We start from the raw sequence: 22,871 nt of genomic DNA, 5'->3' as shown, positions 1-22,871 counted from the left end.
GGGAGCGGAGCCGACAGCCATACCGGCGACGGTTGTGGGTAGAACCCGGTGTGGTCGACGGCTTCCGCGTGGTCGTGGTCGGCGCCGGCTTCTCCGGTCTGGCGGCCGCGCTGGCGCTCACCCGCGCCGGCGCCCAGGTGCGGTTGCTGGAGGCCCGCGACCGGGTGGGCGGGCGGGTGCTGACCCGGTGGCTGCCCGAGCTCACGCAACTGGACCTGGGCGCGCAGTGGATCGGCCCGACCCAGGACCGGATGTACGCGCTTGTCGCCGAACACAGGCTGGCCACCTTCGCCTCGGCCTCGGTAGGCGGGCCCACAGTGCTCTGGGCCGGTAAGCGCCGGGCCGAGCCGCCAGCGCAGGTCGGCCGGGTGCTCGGCCTGCTCGACGAGTACGCCGCGCGGGTGGACCCGGCCGAGCCCTGGGCGACGCCGGAGGCCGCCCGGTGGGACCGCACGACCCTCGGCGGGTGGCTCGCCACCACGGCCGGGGACGACGACACCGCCGACTACCTGGGGCGGCTGCTCGCCGGCGGGCTACTGGCCACCGGCGCGGACGAGGTGTCGTTGTTGCACCTGCTGTTCTACCTGCGCAGCGCCGGCGGGACGGGGCTCCTGCTGGGGATGGCCGGCGGCGCGCAGCAGGACCGGATCGTGGGCGGGCCGCCGGCGCTGGCCGAGCGGATGGCCGCCGCACTGCCGCCGGGGGCGCTGACCCTGGCCGCGCCGGTGCGGGCCGTGGAACAGAACGTCGACGGGGTGACCGCGTGGACCGACACCGGGCGGGTGAACGGCGACGCCCTGGTGGTCGCGCTGCCCCCGGCGCTGGCGGGTCGGATTCGGTACGACCCGCCACTGCCCGCAGCGCGCGACGGGTTGACCCAGCGCATGCCGATGGGTTCGGCGCTGAAGGTGCACGCCGTCTACCCGGAGCCGTTCTGGCGTGCCGACGGGCTCTCCGGGGTGTCCACAAGCACCACCGGTCCGCTCACCGAGACGGTCGACAACTCCACCCCGACCTCGCCCCTCGGGGTGTTGACCGGGTTCAGTTACGCCTCGGACGCCGCCGCGCTGCGCGGGATGTCGCCCGAGCGGCGGCGGCGGTGCCTGCTGGACGCGTTCGCCACGGTGGTCGGGCCGCGAGCCGGTGAGCCGGTGGACCTGATCGAGTACGACTGGTCGGCCGAGGAGTGGACGCGGGGCTGTTTCTCCGGTGCGCTCACCCCGGGCACGTGGCGGACGTACGGTCCGCACCTGCGTGCGCCGGTCGGGCGGGTGTACTGGGCGGGTACCGAGACGGCGACCCGGTGGAGCGGCTACCTGGAGGGCGCGGTGCGCGCCGGTGAGCGGGCGGCGGCCGAGGTACTTGCCACCGGTTGAGACCGCAACGACCGTGGCCGGCCCGGTCTCGGCGGGACCGGGCCGGCCTCGGCCCTGGGTGCGACCCGGCCGGCCCGGTCCGATGAGACGACCGGGTAGGCGCGGGCGCCCCGGTCAGGGGTAGGTGGTCAGGTACACCGTCTGGTTGGCCGCGTTCGCGGTGCCACCGGCGTTGTTGATCACCCGGTTGATGGTGCCGACGCCACCGAGCGAGACGGTGACCATGTTGGTGAAGCGCACGTTCGAATTGGTCGGCACCTCGAAGGACCGCTCCTCGACCACCGCTGGGTTGACGTTGAAGTAGCTGTAGCTGCCCAGCCCGAACGCCTGGTGACTGGTCACCGAGTCGGCGACCTTGTACGCGGCGTAACCCCGGGTCGACCCGTTCATCCAAGCCGCCTGGTTGGGCGGGTCGTACGGCAGCTCGTTCTGGTAGAAGTACGTCCGGCCGCCGTTGCCGTTCCAGACGGTCTGGTACTTCTGGTAGTGCTCGACGAAGAGGCCGTACATGGTGACGTTGTCGCCGTTGACGGTGAGCCCGGTGTCGGCGGTGTTCAGCGTCCACCCGGTCGGTACGCCGCTGGCGGCGTGGTCGGCCCGCCACAACCACATGTGGTCACCGATCACGTTGTCGCTGTTGACGGTAAGCGTGTTGGTGGCCTTGCCGACGTGTGGCCCGCCGATGCGGAAGAACACGTCGTGCAGCGAGGTCGGGTTGCTGGCGTGGCTCGCCGCCGAGCCGGACGGCCCCACCTCCATCAGCACCGGCGAGTTGGTAGTGCCGGCCTCGAACATCAGGCCGGCGACCTTGACACCGTCCACATCGGCCACCCGCATGGCGACGCTGCCGTTGTCGGCCTGGATGGTGGCCAGGCCGAGGCCGAGGACCACGGTGTCGGCCCGGTTGACCTGGATCGGCTCGGTGACGTGGTGCACGCCCGGGGTGAAGAGCAGGTGCTTGCCCTGGGCGAGGGCCGCGTTGATGGTGGCGGCGCTGGTGCCGGCCTGGACGACGAAGAACTGCGACAGCGAGATGGACGAGCCGGCCGGGGTCTTGTTGTACCAGCTGGTGCCTGTCGAGTTGGTACGCAGCGCCGGCACGAACACCCGGTACTCGCCGGTGCCGTCGACGTACAGGAACGGCTTCTCGCGGACCTGCGGGGTCTGCGCGATGACGGTGTGCGACGGGTTGGGGAAGCTCGGCGCGGGAGCACCGACGACGCCCTGGAAGACCATGTTCCACACCGAGCCGGTCCAACCGTTGCCGAACTCGCTGTTGCGGGAGTACCACTGCTGCTGCGAGCCGGAGACGACCAGGCCGTCGACGCGGGTGTCGGCCAGCAGGCCACCGCTCGACCAGCCGTCGCCGCCGTTCCAGAGCTGGATCTGGTTCTGCCCGCCGCGCAGGTGCATCCGCCGGTACGGCGCGGCCTGGGACACCGCCCACCGTTCCACTGTCTGCCCGGCGGGCAGGGTGACCGAGAGGTTCTCGGCGGCCCGCCAGAAGTTCTGGGTGGCGTTGCCCCCCATCCAGAACGCCTCGGTGCGGACGTGGCCGTTGAGGTTGACGTCGTCCGGGCTCATGCCGAGGCCGGCGACCTGGGTGAAGAAGCCGAGGTTCACGTCGGCGGTGTAGCTGCCGGGCTTGAACAGCACCGCGTAGCGCTGCGGGCCGAACTGGTTGGTCTCCTGCTGGGTGAAGAGGGTGTTCAGCCGGCTCTGGATTGTCGACGTCGGCGTACTCGGGTCGAAGACGAACGTGTTCGGCCCGAGGTTCGGGTTGCGCGGGTCGGTCCCGTCGACCGGCGGCTCGGTGGTCCCGCCGGTGGTGTGCACCGCCAACTCCCACAGCGAGTAGCCGTAGGCGGTGCCCCGCGTGGTGCCGTACATCCGCAGGTAGCGGCCGTTGCCGGTGACGGTCAGCGACTGGGTGCCACCGGTGCCGGTGGTGGTCGAGTAGATGGTGCTCCAGGTGGCGCCGTCGGTCGAGGTCTGCAGTTGGAAGGCCCGCGCGTACGCCGCCTCCCAGGTGAGCACCACCCGGCAGATCGTGCGGGTGCTGCCCAGGTCGACGCGCAGCCACTGCGGGTCGCTGGCGGCGCTGGCCCACCGGGTGCCGGTGTTGCCGTCGACAGCGGCGCTGGCCGGGGTGCCGGCGTTCTCGGTGGACGAGGCGGTCGCCGGGCTGCCCTGCGCGACGTTGCTGCTGCCGCAGGTGGGCGTGCTGCCGCCGGTCTCGCCGTAGACCTGGAACTCCCAGAGCGAGTAGCCGTAGCCGGTGCCCCGGGCGGTGCCGTTCATCCGGACGTAGCGGCCGGCGCCGGTGACCGTGAGGTTCTGGGTGCCGCCGGTGCCGGTGGTGGTCGAGTAGACAGTGGTCCAGGTGGCGCCGTCATCGGAGGTCTGCAGCTGGAAGGCCCGCCCGTAGGCGCCCTCCCAGAGCAGGTTCACCTGGCTGATGGTGGCCCGGGCACCCAGGTCGACCTGGAGCCACTGCGGGTCGCTGAACGCGCTGGCCCAGCGGGTGCCGGTGTTGCCGTCCACAGCGGCGCTGGCGGGGGTGCCGGCGTTCTCGGTGGACGAGGCGGTGGCGGGACGGCCCTGGGAGAGCAGGGTGGGCGCGGCCTGCGCGGGGGTGCTGGCCCCGGTCGGCGTGAGCGCCGCGACCAGGGCCATGGTGAGCCCGACGAGCAGGTGTCGAACGACCCGGCGGGGACGCAGGCGTACGGATGTTGCATGAGATGTCATGACATCGCCTGTCGATAGGGGGTTACGGAAGCCGTGAGGGTGGGATCGGGCTCGCCCCGTGGTGCCGTGGGTGGTGCCGCCGATGCGACGCCGCGGGTCGGAGAGCGCTCTCGTAGGAGTGTTGCGGCGAGATTGCGGCGGCGTCAAGACATCGATCTATAACTTCGTTATTTATCCCGATAATCGTTTTTGTGCGAGTTCCGCCCTCGCAACCCCGTCACCCCGCCACGCCGCCGCCCCTGACGCTCGCCGGAGAACCTGCCCCGTGGGGCGCACCCCGGCCCGGCGACGCCGGCCGCTGACGCCGAGATCGCTCTGACCCCAAGATCGCGCTCGAACCAGGAAGAAGTGCCCTGACCCGGCGACGCCGGCCGCTGACCCCAAGATCGCGCTCGAACCATGAAGAAGTGCCCTCCCCCCGAACGGAGACCACTACAACCATGATCGAGCACGATCATGAGCGCACGACCGCCCGATCACGCCCGGACGGGGCAGGTCGGGCGGGTCGGGTCGGGCGGGTCGGGTTGGGCGGGTCGGGTTGGGCTGGCGATGTCGGCGGGGCGACCCGCGTTCGGCGGGGCGGTCAGCGTTCGGCGGGGCGGTCAGCGGCGGACGCCGCCCTCGGTGAGGAAGCGGGCGATCGGCAGCGTGGCCGCGCCGAGCGCCACCGCGTCGACGCCGAGGCGGCACAGCTCGATCGACGCCTGCTCGAACGGTTGGCGCAGCGCCTGCCGGCCGGCGGCCACGCGGACGGCCGGGAGCAGGTCGCCGAGCGCCATCGCCGCCCAGCCGCCGAGCACCACCCGCTCCGGGTTGAACAGGTTGATCAGGTTGGCCACGCCCGCGCCGAGGTAGCCGGCGGTCTCGTCAAGCACCCGCCGGGCGGTCGCCGAGGTGTCGGCGGCGGCGACCAGCGCGGCGAGCTGGGACTCCTCATCTTCGCCGGGCACCGGGCGACCTCGCCGTGCCTCCCGGTAGCGGTCGATGATCGCCTCCGCGCCCACGTACGCCTCCAGGCAGCCACGCGCGCCGCACCGGCAGGCCCGCCCGCCGTACACGAGGGTGGTGTGCCCCCACTCCCCCGCGCTGCTGGACGCGCCCCGGTAGGTGGCGCCGTTCGTCACCACGGACGCGCCCACCCCGGAGCCGACGAGCGCGAAGACGGCGTGCCGGGCGCCCCGGCCGGCGCCGAACCACATCTCGGCCTGGCCGAGGGTCTTGGCGCCGTTGTCGATGTGCAGCGGCAGGTTGGTGCCCGCACCGATCAGCCGCTCCAGCGGTACCCGGTCCCAGCCGAGGGCCTGGGCGTGCACGACGGCCTCGACGCCCTGCTCGACGACGCCCGAGACGCCGATGCCGACGCCGAGCACGTCGCCGGGGGCCACCTGCGCCGTACCGGTGACCGCGTCGATGCCGGCCAGCACGTGCCCGGCGACCAGGTCCGGCTCGGTCCGGGCTGGATCGAGTGGGTACTCGATGCTGGCCAGCAGGGTCATCGCGAAGTCGAACAGCTCCACCCGGACCCGGGTCTCGCCGACGTCCACGCCGACCACGAACGCGAAGCGGGGCGCGATCCGCAGCAGCATGCTGGGCCGGCCGCCGTCGGACTCGGCGGCCCCGGCCTCGGCGACCAGCCCCTCGTCGATCAGGTCGGCCACCACGTTGCTGACCGCCGGCTGGCTCAGCCCGGTGCTGCGCACCAGGTCCTGCCGGGTGAGCGGACCATCGAGGAAGAGCCTGGTCAGCAGGGCGGACCGGTTGCGCAGCCGCACGCTGCGGTTGGTGGCACGCGCCAGCTCCACTCGACACCTCGTTTTCCGTCGGCCGTTCGAGCGACTGTAACCGCCTCGTGCTTGACGACCCACCGGCCAGCAACTTTAATGACGACATAATTTAAGCCGTGATGTAACTCCCGGGAAACGCCGACGGACCCCGACGGCGCACCCCCGAACCCTGTCCGCAGCCGGCCACCCGTCGCCCTCCCCTATCGGCGACGCCACCGGCGGACCCCCACCACGCACCGGAAGGGCTGACCCGTGTCGAGACGACACCTCGGGATATTCACCGCCGCCGTACTGGCCGCCGCCTCGCTGACCGCCTGCGGCGGCGACGACTCCGCCGCGTCGCCCAAGACGCTCACCTACTGGGCCAGCAACCAGGGCGCCAGCCTGGAGGCCGACAAGGCCACGCTCCAGCCGGAGCTGGACAAGTTCGAGAAGCAGACCGGGATCAAGGTCACCGTCGAGGTGGTCCCCTGGTCGGACCTGCTCAACCGGCTGCTCGCCGCCGCCACCTCGGGCAAGGGCCCGGACGTGGTGAACATCGGCAACACCTGGTCGGCGTCGTTGCAGGCCACCGGCGCGCTTGTCGAGTTCGACGACGCCACCCTGACCGCCGTCGGCGGCAAGGACCGGATCGTGCCCGCCGCGCTCGCCGCCGCCGGCGCCCCCGGCAAGCCGCCGGCCGCCGTGCCGCTCTACAGCATGGCCTACAGCCTGTACTACAACAAGAAGATGTTCGCCGACGCCGGCATCGCCGCGCCGCCGACCACCTGGGAGCAGCTCGCCGAGGACGGCAAGAAGCTCAGCACCGGCGGCAAGTGGGGCCTGGCCATCGAGGGGGCCAACCCGTCGGAGAACGCCCACCACGCGTTCACCTTCAGCCAGCAGTACGGCGGCGAGTGGTTCGACTCGGCCGGCAAGCCGACCTTCGACACCCCGCAGAACGTCTCGGCGATCAAGCGCTACATCGACTTCATGGCCGCTGACAAGATCACCAACCCGAGCAATGCGGAGTACGCGCAGAACCAGTCGGTCTCGGACTTCGCCAACGGCAAGGCCGCCATGCTGCTGTGGCAGTCCGCCGGCTCGAACCTGAAGACGCAGAACATGGCGGCCGACGCGTACGGGGTGGCCCCGGTGCCGTTCCTGGCCAACCCGCCGGCCGGCGGCAAGAAGGTCAACAGCATGGTCGCCGGGATCAACATGGCGGTCTTCAAGCACACGAAGAACAAGGACGGCGCGCTGAGCTTCGTGAAGTTCATGACCAGCGACGAGGAGCAGACGATCCTCAACAAGACGTACGGCTCGCTGCCGGCGGTGAAGACCGCCGGTTCCGACCCGGCGTTCAGCGCCACCGAGCAGAAGACCATCCAGGAGACCCTGGTCACCACGGCGGCCCCGCTGCCGCAGGTGCCCGAGGAGAGCACCTTCGAGACCCTGGTCGGCACCGCGATGAAGGAGCTGTTCGCGGACGCGGCCAGCGGCAAGCCGGTCACCGAGGCGTCGGTGAAGGCGAAGCTGACCGACGCGCAACAGAAGATGCGCTGACCCAGGCGGCATCGGTGGCCGTGGTCGGGTGCTGAGCCTGGCCACGGCCACCGCCTCCGAGAGGACCCCGATGGCAACCAGCACCACCGCGCCGGACGCCGACCGGCGCGAACCCCGGGCCGGGTCACCGGCCCGGGGGCCGGCCCGCCGGCCCCGCGGCCCGCGCCGCTCCCTCCTGCCGTATCTGCTGCTCGCCCCGGCCATCGTGCTGGAACTCGCCATCCACGTGATCCCGATGGTGGTCGGGGTCTGGATGAGCCTGCTGGAGCTGACCCAGTTCCACATCCGCGACTGGTCCACCGCGCCCTTCGTGGGGTGGGAGAACTACCGGGCGACGCTCGACCTGAACAGCGCCGCCGGCAAGGAACTGCTGCACTCCTTCTGGGTCACCCTGGCCTACAGCCTGCTGTCGGTCGGGTTCGCCTGGCTGCTCGGCATCGCGGCGGCGGTCGTCCTGCAACGGCCGTTCCGGGGCCGGGCGATCCTGCGGGCACTGTTCCTCACCCCGTACGCCCTGCCGGTCTACGCCGCGGTGATCACCTGGAGCTTTCTGCTGCAACGCGACACCGGCCTGGTCAACCACGTCCTGGTCGACCAGCTCGGCCTGCTCGACGACCGGCCGTTCTGGCTGATCGGTGACAACAGCTTCGCCTCGCTGCTTGTGGTGTCGGTGTGGCGTAACTGGCCGTTCGCGTTCCTCTGCCTGATGGCCGGGCTGCAGAACGTGCCCGGTGAGCTGTACGAGGCCGCAGCGATCGACGGTGCCGGGTTCTGGCGGCGGCTGCGCTCGGTCACCCTGCCGATGCTGCGGCCGGTGAACCTGGTGCTGCTGCTTGTGCTGTTCCTGTGGACGTTCAACGACTTCAACACCCCGTTCGTGCTCTTCGGCGGCTCCGCCCCCGCGCAGGCCGACCTGATCTCCATCCACATCTACCGCAGTTCCTTCAAGACCTGGGACTTCGGCTCGGGCTCGGCCATGTCGGTGGCGCTGCTGCTGTTCCTGATGATCGTCTCGGCCGCCTACCTGCTGATCACCAACCGTCGGAGGGACGACCATGCGTGAGACCGCCGGTGAGCGCTGGGGCCGGCGCATCGTGCTGACCCTGCTCACCCTGTTCGTCGTCATCCCGCTCTACGTGATGGTCACCTCCGCCGCGAAGCCGTTGCAGGACGTGCAGAACGGCTTCACCTGGTGGCCGAGCCGGCCCACGCTGCAACCGTTCGTGGACATGTGGAGCACCGTGCCACTGGCCAAGTACCTGGTGAACAGCCTGGTGGTGTCGAGCATCGCGGCGGTCTGCTCGGTGGCGGTGGCCATCTTCGCCGCGTTCGCGGTCAGCCGCTACCGGTTCCGTGGCCGGGGCGTCTTCTCGGTGACGGTGCTGTCCACCCAGATGTTCCCCGGCATCCTGTTCCTGCTGCCGCTGTTCCTCATCTACGTCAACCTGGGCAACGCCACAGGCATCGAGCTGTACGCCAGCCGCACCGGCCTGATCATCACGTACCTGACCTTCTCGTTGCCGTTCTCGATCTGGATGCTCGTCGGCTACTTCGACTCGATCCCCCGAGGGCTGGACGAGGCCGCGCAGGTCGACGGGGCCGGGCCGCTGCGTACCCTGTTCCAGGTCATCCTGCCGGCCGCCGTGCCCGGCGTCGTCGCGGTCACCGTGTACGCGTTCATGACCGCCTGGGGCGAGGTGCTCTTCGCGTCGGTGATGACCGACGAGGGCAGCCGCACCCTTGCCGTCGGCCTGCAGGGCTACTCCACCCAGTTCAACGTCTACTGGAACCAGATCATGGCCGCCTCGCTTGTGGTCAGCATCCCGGTCGTCGTCGGGTTCCTGGCCCTACAGCGGTACTTCGTCGCCGGCCTGACCGCCGGCGCGGTCAAGTGAGTACGTCAATCCCAGAGGAGAGCTGTCCCGTGCCCGACCTGTCCAAGCTGCCACCCGACTTCCTCTGGGGCGTCGCCACGGCGGCGTACCAGATCGAGGGGGCCGTCGACGTCGACGGCCGGGCACCGTCCATCTGGGACACCTTTTCGGCGACCCCCGGCACAGTCGACAACGGCGACACCGGCGCGGTGGCCTGCGACCACTACCGCCGGTGGCCGGAGGACCTGGCGCTGCTGCGCCGACTCGGCGTGGACGCGTACCGGTTCTCGGTGGCCTGGCCCCGGGTGATGCCCGACGGCGTCGGGCGGGTGAACCCCGCCGGGCTGGACTTCTACGACCGGCTCGTCGACACGCTGCTGACCGACGGGATCCGGCCGTTCGTCACGCTCTACCACTGGGACCTGCCGCAGGCGTTGCAGGACTCCGGTGGCTGGCCGGAGCGCGCCACCGCCGAGGCGTTCGCCGACTACGCGGCGGTGGTCGCCGCCCGCCTCGGTGACCGGGTGGCCGACTGGAACACGGTGAACGAGCCGCTCTGCGTGTGCTGGATCGGGCACCTGGAGGGCAAGATGGCCCCCGGCGAGCGGGACCTCACCCGCGCGGTGCACGCCTCGCACCACGTACTGCTCGGGCACGGCCTGGCCACCCAGGCGATCCGGGCCAACGCCGCCCGGCGGGCGTCGGTGGGCCTGGTGCTCAACCTCAGCCCGATCGAGGCGGCCACCGACCGACCCGAGGACGTGGCGGCGGCCCGCCGGGCGGACGGGCACGTCAACAGGTGGTGGCTGGACCCGATCCACGGGCGCGGCTACCCCGCCGACATGATCGCCACCTACGGCGTCGAACCGCCGGTACGCGGCGACGACCTGACGGTGATCGCCACGCCGACGGACTTCCTCGGTGTGAACTACTACTTCCGGCAGTTGGTGGTCGACGACCCGACCGGCCCGGCACCGTACGCGAAGCAGGTGCCGGTGCCCGGTTCGGTGGAGACCGCGATGGGCTGGGAGGTGTACCCGGCGGGGCTGGAGCGGCTGCTCGTCGACGTGCACGAGGAGTACCGGCCGGGCCGGATCATCGTCACCGAGAGCGGCTCGGCGTGGCCGGACGAGGTCACCGCCGAGGGGACTGTCGAGGACAAGGAGCGCACCGACCACCTGGAGCAGCACCTGGCGGCCTGCGCGTCGGCGGTGGCCCGGGGCGTGCCGCTGGACGGCTACTTCGTCTGGTCGTTGCTCGACAACTTCGAGTGGGCGTACGGCTATGACAAGCGCTTCGGGTTGGTGCACGTCGACTACACCACCCAGCGACGGACGGTGAAGGCGAGCGGTCTGCGCTACGCCGAGATGATCCGCGCCCACCGGCGGCTCGCTCGGGCGGCGGGCACCGCGACGCCGGTGGCCTGACCGGCGGGCAGCGCGACGGCCGCCCGGGGTGCCCCTGGGCGGCCGTTCCTGTCCCGGTCGGGCGAAACCGCCACCGGCCGCCACGCCGAGTGGCTAGCCTGCGGCAATGTCCGCAGCGCCCGACGAGATCGAGCAGCCCGAGCCCACCGGGCGGATTTCCGGCACCGAGCGGATGGCGGCGTTCAGCGACGGTGTCTTCGCCATCGTCATCACGCTGCTCGTCATCGACCTGCGGGTGCCGGAGTACCACGAGGGTGAGCTGCTGACCGACCTGCTCGACGAGGGCCCCTCGTACCTCGCCTTCGTGGTGTCCTTCGTCTACATCGGGGTGCTCTGGCTCAACCACCACGCGCTGCTGCGCCTGATCCGCCGGACCACCCTCGCCCTGAGCTGGATCAACCTCGGCGTCCTCTTCGGCGCGGTGATCATTCCCTTCCCCACCGCCGTGCTGGCGTCGGCGTTCACCCGGGGCGACATCGACGACCAGCGCGCGGCGGTCGCCCTGTACGCGCTCTCCGCGGCGTTGATGTCGGCACCCTGGCTGGTGTTCTTCGGCTACCTGCACCGTCACCCGGCGCTGCTCGAACACCGGGTCAGCCCCGGGTACGTGCGGGCGCAACGGCTGCGACCGATCACCGGCCTCGTCCTGTACGGGCTCGGCGGCCTGCTCGGCTGGTTCGTCAACCCGCTGCTGGGCCTGATCGGCGTCATCGTCATGATCACTTATCACGCTGTGACAAGTGAGGGGCTGCCCCGCTGGCTCACCCGCCGCTGACCGGTAGCGGCAGGTCGGCGGTCACCGGCCGCACCCCGGTCCGGACGGCTTTGCGTTATTCGCCCTGAGCTGTACCGAAAAAGCTACTCTGGGCCGGTGCAGGGCGGACCCGCAAACGCGACGACTACCGACGACCGACACTCGTCCCGGGTGGCGTTCGAGGTCAACGGCTCGCCACACGAGGTGACCCTCGACAACCGCACCACCCTGCTGGACGCGCTGCGCGAACACCTCCGCCTGACCGGGGCGAAGAAGGGTTGCGACCACGGCCAATGCGGCTCCTGCACGGTGCTGCTCGACGGTCGCCGGGTGAAGAGCTGTCTGATCTTCGCGGTCACCGTGGACGGCCGCTCGGTGCTCAGCGTCGAAGGGCTGGCCGGGCCGGACGAGCTGTCCCCGTTGCAGGCCGCGTTCATCGCGCACGACGCGTTCCAGTGCGGCTACTGCACGCCGGGGCAGCTCTGCTCCGCCCGGGGCATGCTCGACGAGGTCGCCCGGGGCTGGCCCAGCGCGGTCACCGACGACCTGAGCGCGAGTGTCGAGCTGTCCGACGCGGAGATCCGCGAGCGGATGGCCGGCAACCTGTGCCGCTGCGCCGCGTACCCGCACATCGTCGCGGCCGTGCGCGAGACGGCGGCGTCGTCGTGAAGGCGTTCCGCTACCACCGGCCGGCCGACGTGGCCGACGCCGTCGCCGTGCTCAGCGCGGAACCGCACGCGGCCTACCTGGGTGGCGGCACCAACCTGGTGGACCTGATGAAACTCGGGGTGCAGCGCCCCGACGTGCTGGTGGACGTGACCGGGCTCCCGCTGGACACCGTCGAGGAGCTGCCCGACGGGGGGCTGCGGATCGGCGCGACGGTCCGCAACAGCGACCTCGCGGCCCACCCGGTGGTCCGCCGGGACTACCCGGTGCTGGCCCGCGCCCTGCTCGCCGCCGCCTCCGGGCAGCTGCGCAACATGGCCACCACCGGCGGCAACCTGTTGCAGCGCACCCGCTGCGTCTACTTCCAGGACACCGGCAAGGCGTGCAACAAGCGGGAACCGGGCAGCGGTTGCGCCGCGCTGCACGGCCAGAACCGCGACCTGGCGGTGTTTGACTGGTCCGAGCAGTGCGTGGCCACCCACCCGTCCGACCTGGCCGTGGCACTTACCGCACTCGACGCGGAGGTGCAGGTGCACGAGTCCGACGGGCCCCGCGACATCCCGATCACCGCCCTGTACCGCTCCCCCGGCACGCACCCGGAACGGGAGACCACACTGGCCCGGGGCGCGCTGATCACCGCCGTCCGGTTGCCACCGCTGCCCGCCGCGCGCCGCTCGACGTACCTCAAGGTGCGCGACCGGGCCTCGTTCGCCTTCGCCGCCGGCTCGGTGGCCGCGGTGCTTGACCTCGACGGCGACACCGTCCGCGACGTGCGGTTGGCGTACGGGGCGGTGGCGCACCGGCCGTGGCGGGCGCACCGGGCCGAGCAGGAGCTGCGCGGCCGTCCGTTCAGCCCCGAGCTGGCCGCGCGAGCCGCCGACGCGGAGCTGGCCGAGGCCCGCCCGTTGCGACACAACGGCTTCAAGGTGCCGCTGACCCGGGCCATCACGGTGCGGGCGCTCACCGAACTGGCCGCGTCGTGAGCGCGAGCGAGCCTCACAGCGGCGTGAGCACCGGGGCGGTCGGTCGCGCGTACCCCCGGTTGGAGGGTCGGGAGAAGGTCACCGGCACCGCCCGGTATGCGGTGGAGTACCCGGTGGACGGGATCACCTACGGCTGGGCGGTGCCGTCGGCGGTGGTCCGCGGCCGGATCACCCGGGTGGACACGGCGGAGGCGCTGGCGTCGCCGGGTGTGTTGGCCGTCGTGCACCACGGCAACGCGCCCCGACTCGCGTCCGGTCCCGAGCGGGAGTTGTGGCTGTTGCAGGACCCGACTGTGCACTACCGGGGGCAGTACGTCGCCGTGGTGGTGGCCACCAGCCTGGAGGCGGCCCGCGAGGGCGCCCGGCTGGTCCGGATCGACTACGACGCCGGGCCGCACAGCACTGTGCTCACCGACGAGCACCCCGGCCTGTACAAGCCGGACCAGGTAAACCCCAGCTATCCGACCGACACCGTCGAGGGTGACTTCGACGCCGGGTACGCGGCGGCGCCGGTGCGGGTGGACGTCACGTACCGCACGCCTGCGTACCACAACAACCCGATGGAGCCGCACGCCACGACGGCACAGTGGCGCGACGGCCGGCTGCTGGTGCACGACTCCACCCAGGGCGCGTCGCCGGTCCGCGCCACCCTGGCCGAGCTGTTCGAGCTGCCCCCGGAGTCGATCCGGGTGGTCGCCGAGCACGTCGGTGGCGGCTTCGGCAGCAAGGGCTACACCAAGGCGCCGGTGGTGCTGGCCGCCCTCGCCGCCCGGCACGTGGACCGGCCGGTCAAGCTGGCGTTGACCCGGCAGCAACTGTTCGGCCCGGTCGGCTACCGCACCCCCACCATCCAGCGGGTCCGCCTCGCCGCCGACGCCGACGGGCGGCTCACCGCGATCTGCCACGACGCGATAAGCCAGACCTCGACCATCCGCGAGTTCGCGGAGCAGACCGCCGTCTACACCCGCAGCATGTACGCCGCGCCGCACCGCCGCACCACGCACCGGCTGGCCCGCCTCGACGTGCCCACCCCGTTCTGGATGCGCGCCCCCGGCGAGTGCCCCGGCGCGTACGCGCTGGAGTCGGCGATGGACGAACTGGCCGTCGCCGTCGGCATCGACCCGGTGGAGCTGCGCATCCGCAACGACACAGATGTCGACCCCGACCAGGGGCTGCCGTTCACCAGCCGCAACCTGGTGACCTGCCTGCGCGAGGGGGCGCAGCGGTTCGGCTGGGCCGACCGGGACCCGACGCCCCGCGCCCGGCGCGACGGGCGCTGGTTGATCGGCACCGGGGTGGCCGGGTCGAGCTACCCGGCCCGGGCCCGGCCGTCGTCGGCCACCGCCACCGCCCGGCCGGACGGGAGTTTCCTGGTCCGGATCAACGCCACCGACATCGGCACCGGCGCCCGCACGGCGATCTGGCAGGTGGCCGCGGACGCCCTCGGGGTGCCGCCGGAGCGGGTGGAGATCCAGATCGGGGACAGTGAGCTGCCGAGCGCTCCGCTCGCCGGCGGCTCGATGGGCACCGCCAGTTGGAGCTGGGCGGTCATCCGCGCCTGCCAGGCCGTACGCGAGAAGGTGCGCGACCACCCCGGCGAGGTGACCGTCGAGGTGGACACGGCCGAGGAGGTGGGCGGGCAGCCGACCCGGCCCCGGTACGCGTACGGGGCGCAGTTCGTCGAGGTGCGGGTGGACGCCGACACCGGCGAGGTACGGCTGAACCGGATGCTCGGGGTCTTCGCGGCCGGTCGGGTGGTGAACCCGACGACGGCGCGTAGTCAGCTCATCGGCGGCATGACCATGGGGCTGTCGATGGCCCTGCACGAGGAGGGCCTGCTCGACGAGCGGTACGGCGACTGGGTCAACCACGACCTAGCGACCTATCACATCACCGGGTGCGCGGACGTGGAGTCCATCGAGGCGTACTGGCTCGACGAGCGCGACGGCGAGCTGAACCCGGCCGGGGTGAAGGGCATCGGTGAGATCGGCATCGTCGGCGCGGCGGCGGCGGTCGCCAATGCGGTGCACCATGCCACCGGCGTGCGGATCCGGGACCTGCCGATCCGCCTGGACAAGCTGGTCGGCTCATCACGCTTGGCTTAAATAAGCTACTGCTGATATAAAGGTGTCGTGCACGCCTTCGACGTGCTGGGCGATCCGGTCCGGCGCCGCATCCTGGAGCTGCTCGCCACCGGCGAGCAGACCGCCGGTGCGGTGAGCGCGCTGATCCGCGACGAGTTCGGCATCTCCCAGCCCGCGGTGTCCCAGCACCTCAAGGTGTTGCGGGACAACGGTTTCGCCACCGTGCGGCCGGAGGGCGCCCGGCGGCTGTACGCGGTCGACCCACGACCGCTGCGCGAAGTCGACGGCTGGCTGGAGCACTTCCGCCGATTCTGGACCCCACCCCTGACGGCACTCGCCACCGAGCTGGCCCGAGGCCGACGCGAACGTCGACTGCGCGAGCCAACCAACCCACCCGACGAGAGGACCCCCTGATGTTCGACGCCACCGAGCAGATCAACGCCGTGCAGCGCACCGTCGGCAGCCGTACCCTGGCAGCCGGTGAGGCCCGGGTCAGCACGATCAGCCAGACCTACCAGGCGACGGTCGAGGATCTCTGGGACGCCTGCACCAACGCCGAGCGCATCCCCCGCTGGTTCCTGCCGATCTCCGGCGACCTGCGGCTGCACGGCAAGTACCAACTCCAGGGCAACGCCCACGGCATCATCGAGAGCTGCGAGCCGCCGCACCGCTTCACCGCCACCTGGGAAATGGGCGGCGAGGTGAGCTGGATCGAGGTGCGCGTCACCGCCGTCGACGACGAGCGGGCCCGCCTCGACCTGGACCACATCGCGCACGTCGACCAGGACCGGTGGGCCCAGTTCGGGCCGGGCGCGGTCGGCGTCGGCTGGGATCTGGGCCTGCTCGGTCTCGCCTCGCACCTGGCCGGCGACGGCAGCGGAATCACCCCGGAACAGGGCGCCGAGTGGACCGCCTCCGCCGAGGGCCGACGGGCCATCGAGCTGAGCAGCCGCCTGTGGGGTGCGGCGAGCATCGCCGCCGGCACCGACCCCGACGAGGCGAACGCCGCCGCCGCCCGTACCACCGCCTTCTACACCGGCACCCCAGAGGCCTGAGCGCGGCCCGCACGGCCCGAGCGACGGCCCGGCAGTCCGGAGAGTGCGCGGAGTAGCGTGCTGCGACATGACCGGCACGCCGCACTCGCACTGCTCCTCCTGTGGCGCCGCCTACCCGCCGGCCGCCGGCTGGCCCCGGGTCTGCGTGGCCTGCGGGGAGACCGTCTGGCGCAACCCGGTGCCCGTGGCGGTCGCGGTGCTGCCGGTCCGCACCGCCGGGGGCCTGGGCGTGGTGGTGGTCCGCCGGGACATCGAGCCGGCCCGCGGCCTGCTCGCGCTGCCCGGCGGCTTCATCGAGTACGGCGAGGAGTGGTCCGACGCGCTCGTCCGTGAGCTGCGGGAGGAGACCGGCCTGGTAGCGGCGGCCGAGGATGCCCGGCTGTTCGCGGTGCACGGCGCCCCTGCCGGCGGGACCATGATGATCTTCGGGGTGCTGCCCGAGCAGCACGCCGAGGACCTGCCAGCGTCGACGCCGACGGAGGAGGCGACCGAGTGGCTGGTGCTCACCGACCCGGTCGAGTTGGCGTTCTCCACCCACACGCGGGTCCTTGCCGAGTTCCTGACAGCCGCCTCCTGACGGCACCGGTCGCCGATCGCGGCGGGTGGCCCGACGGCCTCCGACCATGGCCTTTGCCGCCATCAGGCAGCAGGGACAAGGGTTTGGTCGATCCGCAGGACCATGCGGGTGCCGCCGCGCCGCTAGGCTACGGCCTCGACGTCGTATGGCTGGTAAGGGGAGACGGACATGTCGCAGGACCAAACTGAGCAGCCGGTGGGAGGTTCGGCCGCCAGACTGGACACGACGGTGCCGCACTCGGCACGGGTGTGGAACTACTGGCTCGGCGGTAAGGACAACTTCGCCCCGGATCGCGAGGTCGGCCAACAGGTACGGGCGGTCTTCCCGGAAATCGTCGAGGCGGCACGGCATTCGCGCGCGTTTCTCGGACGAGCGGTGACCTATCTCGCCGCGGAGGCGGGGATTCGCCAGTTCCTCGACATCGGCACCGGCCTACCCACCGCCGACAACACCCACGAGGTCGCCCAACGGATCACGCCGCAGGCGCGCGTCGTCTACGTCGACAACGACCCGATGGTGCTCGCGCACGCCCGGGTGTTGCTCACCAGCAGCGAGGAGGGTGCCACCCAGTATGTCGACGCCGACCTGCGCGACCGGGACAAGATCGTCCAGGGTGCCCGCGAGACACTGGACTTCGGTGAGCCGATCGCGCTGATGATGCTGGGCGTCATGGGTCACGTCGAGAAGCCGGCCGAGGCGCAGGCCATCGTCGACGCTCTGGTCTCGTCCCTGCCGTCGGGCAGCTTTCTGGCGATGTCCGACGGCACAGCCACCAGCGAGCGGGTCATCGAGTCGCACCGGCAGTACAACGAAAGCGGTGCGCTGCCGTACCACCTGCGCGAGGTGGCGGACTTCACGGCGTTCTTCGACGGCCTCGACCTCGTCGAGCCGGGTGTCGTGCCGCTGGGGCACTGGCGGACCGACAGCCGGCCCGCGACCGCCGTGGATGGCTACTGCGGGGTCGCCCGCGTGCGCTGACGCGGGGCCCCCCGGCCGGTTCGCACGGCATAGACTTCGCCGATGCTTGCGGTGTCGGGGGACTTCGAAATCCACATCACGGTCGAAGATCGCGAGGCGGAGGCGCTGTCCGCCTTCGCGGCCCGGCACGGGATGAAGTTCGTGCACATCGTGCTCGACCGGGGCACGTTCGCCTCCCAGCCGATGCTCACAGTGACCGGGCGAGGCACGCTGGACGAGCAGCGGGCCGCGGCGCTGCGCTGGGAACGCGAGGTGCGGGCCGCGGGCATGCACGTGCGCCGCACGAAGATCGAGGCGGCGCCGTGGTCCGTCGGTGTGCCGCAGTCGGACGAGCAGGCGGCGACGGAGCCGGAGGGCAGGTACTTCGAGCATCACCTCAAACTGCTGCTGACCGGCCCCGCTGTGGCACAGGTGTTGGCGATCACCGATCTGGTCGAGCCGCACGGGGCGCGGCTGTCCCGCAACGCCCGCCGGGAACGCGCTGATGGTGTGCAGGAGCGGTTCGTCAACCAGCGCTGCCACGGCGTCGGGCTCGACACCGCCACGCAACGCCTGGACGACCTCGTCGCGACCCTGACCGCCGCCGGCCATCAGCCCGTTGCCGTCGAGCAGGAGTACGTCGTGTTCGACGGCAACCCGGCACACGACGAACGCTGGCTGAAGGTGCCCGAAAGCCGCGTGAACGAGTGGGCGGCGAAACGCGAGAACCTGATGAGGTCCGCGCCGGAGGGCTCGTCGGGTTTCCCGCCGACCTACCGGCCACTGCCCGGAGACGTGCCCGTCCGCCAGCGGGCGGCGTTCGACCCGGCACTGAGGCAGTATTCGAACGCGTACCGGGCCGGTGAGCCCGACTTCCTCGTGGCCGCCACCGGTGAGCGGTGGACCACCGCCCGGCGCGCCGCGATGCACCAGGTCCTGGCGGGCATCGCGGCGATCCCCGAGAGCCGCCATCTGATGCTGCGCGGCAGCGTCCTCATGCCAGCCCAGGTCGGTGCCGGCGCCCGTGAGCCGGGCGACCTCGACTTCGTCGTCATCCCGCACACGATCACCAGCGACAGTGCCGACGCCCGTGCGCTACTCGACGCCGTCAAGGCCGTCATCCGGACCGTCCCGGATGCCGGTTTGCGACCGGACCGGATCAGCGAGGCCGCCATCTGGACGTACGAGCGAGCCGTCGGCCGCCGCCTCGTCGTCCCGTTCAGCGTGGCCGGGGCGCCGGACGGCCACGTACAGATCGACATCGTCTTCGGCGAAGAGCTTCCTCTCCCACCGGAGACGGTCACGCTGCCGGGTATCGCGGAGCCGATGCTCGCCGCACCCGCCGCGCTGGCGCTGGCGTGGAAGCTGCTGTGGCTGGCCGCCGACTCCTATCCGCAGGGCAAGGATCTCCACGACGCGGTCCTCCTCGCCGAAACCACCACCGTCGACCTCGGCCTGGTCCGCCGGCTCATGCGACCGGATCTCGCCACCGAAGCCGCCAGCTTCGGCGCCGAGACCGTGCTGACCTGGGACGTCGACTGGGCCAACTTCACCGACGAGTACCCGGGTATCGGCGGCACCGTCGAGCAGTGGATACAGCGGCTGGCGATAGCCCTCGACCGCGCCTGGGCATAGTCGCCGCATCGGTCCGCGTCGGCCTCCTCGGTTGAGCGCCGCGCGACCCGGTCAGCGGGTGTCGGCGGGACTCCGTTCGTCGACCCCCGTCATCAGCTCGTCGTGACTAGGTGGCCGGCGCGTCGCCGGGCACCTCCGCCGCGCCCGCCGTGATCGGCAGCAGCACCCGGAACGTGGTCCGACCCGGCTCGGTCTCCACCCGGATGTCGCCGTGGTGCTTGTGCACCACGATCCGGTACGAGATGTCCAACCCCAGGCCGGTGCCCGCGCCCACCGGCTTGGTGGTGAAGAACGGCTCGAAGATGCGCGGACGCACCTCGGGCGGGATACCCGGGCCGGTGTCGGTGACCTCCACCGCCAGCAGGTCGCCAATCCGTCCGGTGTGGACGGTCAGCACCCCCTTCTCGCCCATCGCGCCCAACGCGTTGTCGATCAGGTTCGTCCACACCTGGTTCAGCTCGGCCGCGTACGCCGGGACCGGCGGGAGGCCGCGGTCGTACTCGCGGACCAGCTTGACCTCGGCGGGGATCTTGCCCTTGAACATCACCAGCGTGGCGTCGAGCAGGTCGTGCACGTCCACCACCCGGTGCGGCGCGCGGTCCAGCTGCGAGTACTGCTTGGCCGCGCCGACCAGGCCCGAGATCCGGGTGACCGAATCGCCGATCTCGCGCATCAGCAGCTCGGTGTCGACGGTGTAGGTGAGCCAGCGCACCGCCGCCTCCAGATCCGCGGCACCCACAGCGGCCTTCACCCGCGCCAACCAGGCCGCGTCCAGACCGCCACCCACCAGGATCGGCGCCAGGTCCCAGGCACCGTCAACCCCGTGCTCCTCCAGCCAGTCGGTGAGGGTGTCCTCGGCGTCGGCGGTGGCCACCGGGGTCAGCGTCGGCGCGTTGGCCACCCGGGCCACCGCCTCCTCCTGCAACGCGACGAGGCCGTGCAGGGCGGTGCCGTCGAGCCGACCATCGGCGATCATGGCGAGCTTGTGCCGCATCCCGGCGACCCGGTCGCGCAACACCGAGGTGGCGCGCACCGCCGCCGCGGCCGGGTTGTTCAACTCGTGGGTCAACCCCGCCGACAGTGAACCGAGCGCCAGCAGCCGCTCCCGTTCGCCGACGATCGTCTGCGAGTCCCGCATGCCGAAGAACAGCCCCTCCAACAGGTGCATCGGCATCGGGAACCAGGACCGCAGGGCGTGCGCGAAGTCCTCCGCCGGCAGCACGAAGAAGTCCGCGTCGGTCACCGCCCGCAGGCTGTTGCGGTAGACCTGGTCGACCTGGTCACCCAGGTACGCCTGGACCGCACCGCCGTACACGCCGCGCTGGTCGGTCCGGCTGACCTCGACATCGTCGCCGCGCACCTGCCGGCTCAGCGCCACCGCACCGCGCACCAGCACGAAGAAACAGGTCGCGGGCTCGCCCTCGCCGTACACGAGGGTGCCGCCGGCCCGCTGCTCGACGCGGCCACGCTCCGCCAGCCAGTCGAGCTGCCCGTCGTCGAGCGCCTCGAACAGAAACAGGGTACGCAACTGCGCGGGTGTCAGCCGATCAGACGCGGTGGTCACAGGAACTCCTTCGTTCGCGACTGCGGGGCTCGCAAACCCGGCTCACTCCTCACGCTCACCGGATCTCCTTCGTTCGCGACTGCCAGCTCATTGGGCCTCCAGGTAGCGGTGTACAAGCGACACTGCCATCGCGCCCTCGCCGACGGCCGAGGCGACCCGCTTGACCGACTCGGCCCGCACGTCGCCGGCGGCGAACACCCCCGGCACGCTTGTCTCCAGGTGGTACGGATCGCGGGACAGGGACCAACCGGCGGGCCGGCGCCCACCCGCCAGCAGGTCCGGGCCGGTGACGATGAAGCCACGCTGATCGCGGACCAGCACCCCGTCCAACCAGTCGGTACGCGGCTCCGCACCGATGAAGATGAACAGCCACGAGGTGTCGACCGAACGGGCCTCCCCGGTACGGGTGTCGCAGAGGGTCAACTGTTGCAGGTGACCCTCCCCGGCCGCGCCGACAACGGCGGTGTGCGGGTGCACGGTGATCGAGTCGATCCGCTCCAACTGGTCGATCAGGTACCGCGACATCGAGGCGGTCAGGTCCGCGCCCCGGATCAGCAGGTGCACCCGCGACGCGTACCGGGAGAAGTGCACCGCCGCCTGCCCGGCGGAGTTGGCCCCGCCGACGATGTAGACGTCCTGCTCGACGCAGCTCGGCGCCTCCGTGGCCGCGGCACCGTAGAACACCCCCCGACCGGTGAAGTCGGCAAGCCCGGGGGCGTCGAGCACCCGGTACGACACCCCGGTCGCCAGCACCACGGTGTGCGCCGCGATCTCGGAGCCGTCGCCGAAGCGCAGCAGCCGGGCGCCGCCGGCCTCACTCAGACCGACCACCTCCCGGGCGCTGAGCAGCTCGGCACCGAACTTGACAGCCTGCCGCCGGGCCCGATCGGTCAACTGCGCGCCCGAGACGCCGTCGGGAAAGCCCAGGTAGTTCTCGATCCGGCTGCTCTGCCCGGCCTGCCCGCCGGTCGCCCGCCGCTCGACGAGCACGGTGCGCAGCCCCTCCGACGCGCCGTACACCGCCGAACCGAGGCCGGCCGGGCCGCCACCGATCACCACCAGGTCGTAGAAGTCCGACGCCGGCACCACAGTCAACCCGGCCAGCGCGGCCAACTCGGCCTCACTGGGGGCGACCAACGCCTTCCCGTCGGCCGTCACCACAAGCGGCACGTCCGCCTCGGTGGCCCCGGCCGCGTCGAGCAGGCGGGCGCCCTCCGGGTCGTCGGAGAGCATCCACCGGTACGGCACCAGGTTGCGCGCCAGGAAGTCACGAACCTTGAACGACGGCGCCGACCAGCGGTGCCCGACGACCCGGATCTCGGCGCTGGCCGCGTCCGGGGTGACCGACCACGCCTCCAACAGCCCGTCGACCACCGGGTACAGCTTCTCCTCCGGCGGATGCCAGGGCTTGAGCAGGTAGTGGTCCAGGTCCACCACGTTTATCGCCTCGATCGCGGCGTCGGTGTCCGCGTAGGCGGTGAGCAGCACCCGGCGGGCGGCCGGGAAGATGTCCATCGCCGCTTCCAGGAACTCCACCCCGGTCATCTCCGGCATCCGGTGGTCGGCCAGGAGCAACGCCACCTGTTCGCCGCGCAGCTTGACCTCCCGCAGCGCGTCAAGCGCCTCCGGGCCGGAGGAGGCCCGCAGCACCCGGTAGCGGTCGCCGTAGCGGCGGCGGATGTCCCGGGCCACCGCACGGGACACCACGGGGTCGTCGTCGACGGTCAGGATCACCGGATTCGCCATGGCGCCATGAAACCACCTGTCGTCTGTCGTGCGCACCACGGCCCGGCCGCGCCGGGACGGTTGACCGGGTACGGGATGGGTAAGCCGGGGAGCCGC

Annotated in this window: 18 protein-coding genes; 14 read left to right on the top strand and 4 right to left on the bottom strand. The window is 71.5% G+C overall.

The window, feature by feature from the left end; genetic code table 11:
- Positions 1–32: 32 nt before the first annotated feature.
- Positions 33–1,376 carry an FAD-dependent oxidoreductase gene (locus tag AB0B86_RS01390; RefSeq protein ID WP_357414826.1) on the top strand — a complete coding sequence of 448 codons (1,344 nt, stop codon included), beginning with the start codon at positions 33–35 and terminating at the stop codon, positions 1,374–1,376.
- A gap of 114 nt (positions 1,377–1,490) precedes the next feature.
- Here the strand turns inward: AB0B86_RS01390 and AB0B86_RS01385 are convergent, their stop codons facing one another.
- On the bottom strand, positions 1,491–4,124 hold the full coding sequence (locus AB0B86_RS01385) for a discoidin domain-containing protein (RefSeq protein WP_357414824.1): 2,634 nt from the start codon (positions 4,122–4,124) through the stop codon (positions 1,491–1,493).
- 602 nt (positions 4,125–4,726) lie between these two features.
- Entirely contained in the window at positions 4,727–5,926 is a 1,200-nt protein-coding gene (locus tag AB0B86_RS01380; RefSeq protein WP_357414822.1) for an ROK family transcriptional regulator, read from the bottom strand.
- A 234-nt stretch (positions 5,927–6,160) separates the two neighbouring features.
- Between AB0B86_RS01380 and AB0B86_RS01375 the strand changes: the two genes are divergently transcribed.
- The 13 genes from AB0B86_RS01375 (at position 6,161) to AB0B86_RS01315 (ending at position 19,465) form a co-directional block, all read left to right on the top strand.
- Positions 6,161–7,453 (top strand): sugar ABC transporter substrate-binding protein, encoded by a 1,293-nt coding sequence (locus AB0B86_RS01375; protein WP_357414820.1) that lies wholly within the window; start codon positions 6,161–6,163, stop codon positions 7,451–7,453.
- Positions 7,454–7,523: 70 nt separating this feature from the next.
- Positions 7,524–8,516: a sugar ABC transporter permease gene (locus AB0B86_RS01370; RefSeq protein WP_357414818.1), complete on the top strand. Its 993-nt coding sequence runs from the start codon at positions 7,524–7,526 to the stop codon at positions 8,514–8,516.
- Positions 8,509–9,348, top strand: a complete 840-nt coding sequence (locus tag AB0B86_RS01365) for a carbohydrate ABC transporter permease (protein ID WP_357414816.1) — start codon at positions 8,509–8,511, stop codon at positions 9,346–9,348. Before AB0B86_RS01370 ends, AB0B86_RS01365 begins: the two co-directional genes overlap by 8 nt.
- A gap of 29 nt (positions 9,349–9,377) precedes the next feature.
- Positions 9,378–10,754 carry a GH1 family beta-glucosidase gene (locus tag AB0B86_RS01360; RefSeq protein ID WP_357414814.1) on the top strand — a complete coding sequence of 459 codons (1,377 nt, stop codon included), beginning with the start codon at positions 9,378–9,380 and terminating at the stop codon, positions 10,752–10,754.
- A gap of 106 nt (positions 10,755–10,860) precedes the next feature.
- Positions 10,861–11,529, top strand: a complete 669-nt coding sequence (locus AB0B86_RS01355; protein WP_357414812.1) for a TMEM175 family protein — start codon at positions 10,861–10,863, stop codon at positions 11,527–11,529.
- Positions 11,530–11,679: 150 nt separating this feature from the next.
- Positions 11,680–12,177 carry a 2Fe-2S iron-sulfur cluster-binding protein gene (locus tag AB0B86_RS01350; RefSeq protein ID WP_357415042.1) on the top strand — a complete coding sequence of 166 codons (498 nt, stop codon included), beginning with the start codon at positions 11,680–11,682 and terminating at the stop codon, positions 12,175–12,177.
- Positions 12,174–13,157: a xanthine dehydrogenase family protein subunit M gene (locus tag AB0B86_RS01345; protein WP_357414810.1), complete on the top strand. Its 984-nt coding sequence runs from the start codon at positions 12,174–12,176 to the stop codon at positions 13,155–13,157. The genes AB0B86_RS01350 and AB0B86_RS01345 overlap by 4 nt, the downstream gene beginning before the upstream one ends.
- Positions 13,158–13,180: 23 nt before the next feature.
- On the top strand, positions 13,181–15,262 hold the full coding sequence (locus AB0B86_RS01340; protein WP_357414808.1) for a xanthine dehydrogenase family protein molybdopterin-binding subunit: 2,082 nt from the start codon (positions 13,181–13,183) through the stop codon (positions 15,260–15,262).
- Positions 15,263–15,289: 27 nt separating this feature from the next.
- Positions 15,290–15,655, top strand: a complete 366-nt coding sequence (locus AB0B86_RS01335) for a metalloregulator ArsR/SmtB family transcription factor (protein ID WP_357414806.1) — start codon at positions 15,290–15,292, stop codon at positions 15,653–15,655.
- Positions 15,655–16,296: an SRPBCC family protein gene (locus AB0B86_RS01330; protein ID WP_357414804.1), complete on the top strand. Its 642-nt coding sequence runs from the start codon at positions 15,655–15,657 to the stop codon at positions 16,294–16,296. The genes AB0B86_RS01335 and AB0B86_RS01330 overlap by 1 nt, the downstream gene beginning before the upstream one ends.
- A 67-nt stretch (positions 16,297–16,363) precedes the next feature.
- Positions 16,364–16,873 carry an NUDIX domain-containing protein gene (locus AB0B86_RS01325; protein ID WP_357409493.1) on the top strand — a complete coding sequence of 170 codons (510 nt, stop codon included), beginning with the start codon at positions 16,364–16,366 and terminating at the stop codon, positions 16,871–16,873.
- Positions 16,874–17,041: 168 nt separating this feature from the next.
- A complete protein-coding gene (locus AB0B86_RS01320; protein WP_357414802.1) occupies positions 17,042–17,851 on the top strand; it encodes an SAM-dependent methyltransferase in 810 nt (269 codons plus the stop codon).
- Between the two features lie 42 nt (positions 17,852–17,893).
- Positions 17,894–19,465, top strand: coding sequence for a nucleotidyl transferase AbiEii/AbiGii toxin family protein (locus tag AB0B86_RS01315; RefSeq protein WP_357414800.1), 1,572 nt, complete (start codon positions 17,894–17,896; stop codon positions 19,463–19,465).
- Between the two features lie 106 nt (positions 19,466–19,571).
- Here the strand turns inward: AB0B86_RS01315 and AB0B86_RS01310 are convergent, their stop codons facing one another.
- Both AB0B86_RS01310 and AB0B86_RS01305 read right to left on the bottom strand, forming a co-directional pair.
- Positions 19,572–21,029 (bottom strand): ATP-binding protein, encoded by a 1,458-nt coding sequence (locus AB0B86_RS01310; RefSeq protein WP_357409487.1) that lies wholly within the window; start codon positions 21,027–21,029, stop codon positions 19,572–19,574.
- 87 nt (positions 21,030–21,116) lie between these two features.
- The gene (locus AB0B86_RS01305; RefSeq protein WP_357409485.1) at positions 21,117–22,775 is read right to left on the bottom strand and encodes an FAD-dependent oxidoreductase; all 1,659 of its coding nucleotides are present in this window, start codon (positions 22,773–22,775) and stop codon (positions 21,117–21,119) included.
- Positions 22,776–22,871 lie beyond the last annotated feature (96 nt).

It is taken from the genome of Micromonospora sp. NPDC049047 (genome assembly GCF_040649135.1).
In the GTDB taxonomy this organism is placed as follows: Bacteria; Actinomycetota; Actinomycetes; order Mycobacteriales; family Micromonosporaceae; genus Micromonospora.
This window is presented reverse-complemented; position numbering and strand designations above follow the sequence as displayed.

What these genes read in the sequence shown, in the direction of transcription:
- AB0B86_RS01315 (WP_357414800.1), top strand. Translation starts at nt 17,894, where the DNA reads ATGCTTGCGGTGTCGGGGGACTTCGAAATCCACATCACGGTCGAAGAT.
- AB0B86_RS01320 (WP_357414802.1), top strand. Translation starts at nt 17,042, where the DNA reads ATGTCGCAGGACCAAACTGAGCAGCCGGTGGGAGGTTCGGCCGCCAGA.
- AB0B86_RS01385 (WP_357414824.1), bottom strand. Translation starts at nt 4,124, where the DNA reads ATGACATCTCATGCAACATCCGTACGCCTGCGTCCCCGCCGGGTCGTT.
- AB0B86_RS01305 (WP_357409485.1), bottom strand. Translation starts at nt 22,775, where the DNA reads ATGGCGAATCCGGTGATCCTGACCGTCGACGACGACCCCGTGGTGTCC.
- AB0B86_RS01370 (WP_357414818.1), top strand. Translation starts at nt 7,524, where the DNA reads ATGGCAACCAGCACCACCGCGCCGGACGCCGACCGGCGCGAACCCCGG.
- AB0B86_RS01365 (WP_357414816.1), top strand. Translation starts at nt 8,509, where the DNA reads ATGCGTGAGACCGCCGGTGAGCGCTGGGGCCGGCGCATCGTGCTGACC.
- AB0B86_RS01325 (WP_357409493.1), top strand. Translation starts at nt 16,364, where the DNA reads ATGACCGGCACGCCGCACTCGCACTGCTCCTCCTGTGGCGCCGCCTAC.
- AB0B86_RS01355 (WP_357414812.1), top strand. Translation starts at nt 10,861, where the DNA reads ATGTCCGCAGCGCCCGACGAGATCGAGCAGCCCGAGCCCACCGGGCGG.
- AB0B86_RS01330 (WP_357414804.1), top strand. Translation starts at nt 15,655, where the DNA reads ATGTTCGACGCCACCGAGCAGATCAACGCCGTGCAGCGCACCGTCGGC.